At 46.2% G+C, this 325-nt stretch carries 1 protein-coding gene; it reads right to left on the bottom strand.

The window, feature by feature from the left end; genetic code table 11:
* Positions 1-90: 90 nt before the first annotated feature.
* Positions 91-325, bottom strand: a 235-nt coding sequence (gene tnpA / locus DQG13_RS30435; protein WP_113023933.1) for an IS200/IS605 family transposase, incomplete at its 5' end; no start/stop codon positions are given.

Raw genomic sequence — 325 nt, forward strand, 5'->3', positions numbered from 1 at the left:
CTAGCGTCTAAAGGCGCTGACTTTCACTTCGTTCAAGCTACTATGCCTTTGCCACTTTTGCTACCCCTGAAGGGGTGCTGGTACTACCGGCTACCCCTTGAAGGGGTTTTCATACTCTTTCACGCTCAGTTTATCCAGCGCGATATCGTGACTTTCCTGCTCCTGGATATATTTGCGAATCGTCGCCTCGTTCAATCCCACGGTGCTCACATAATATCCTTCTGCCCAAAAATGCCGATTTCCGTATTTGTACTTCAAATTTGCATGCTTATCAAAGATCATCAGTGCGCTTTTCCCTTTCAGATATCCCATAAAACTGGATACG

The sequence above is a fragment of the Paenibacillus sp. YN15 genome (assembly GCF_003285005.1).
GTDB lineage: Bacteria > Bacillota > Bacilli > Paenibacillales > NBRC-103111 > Paenibacillus_AR.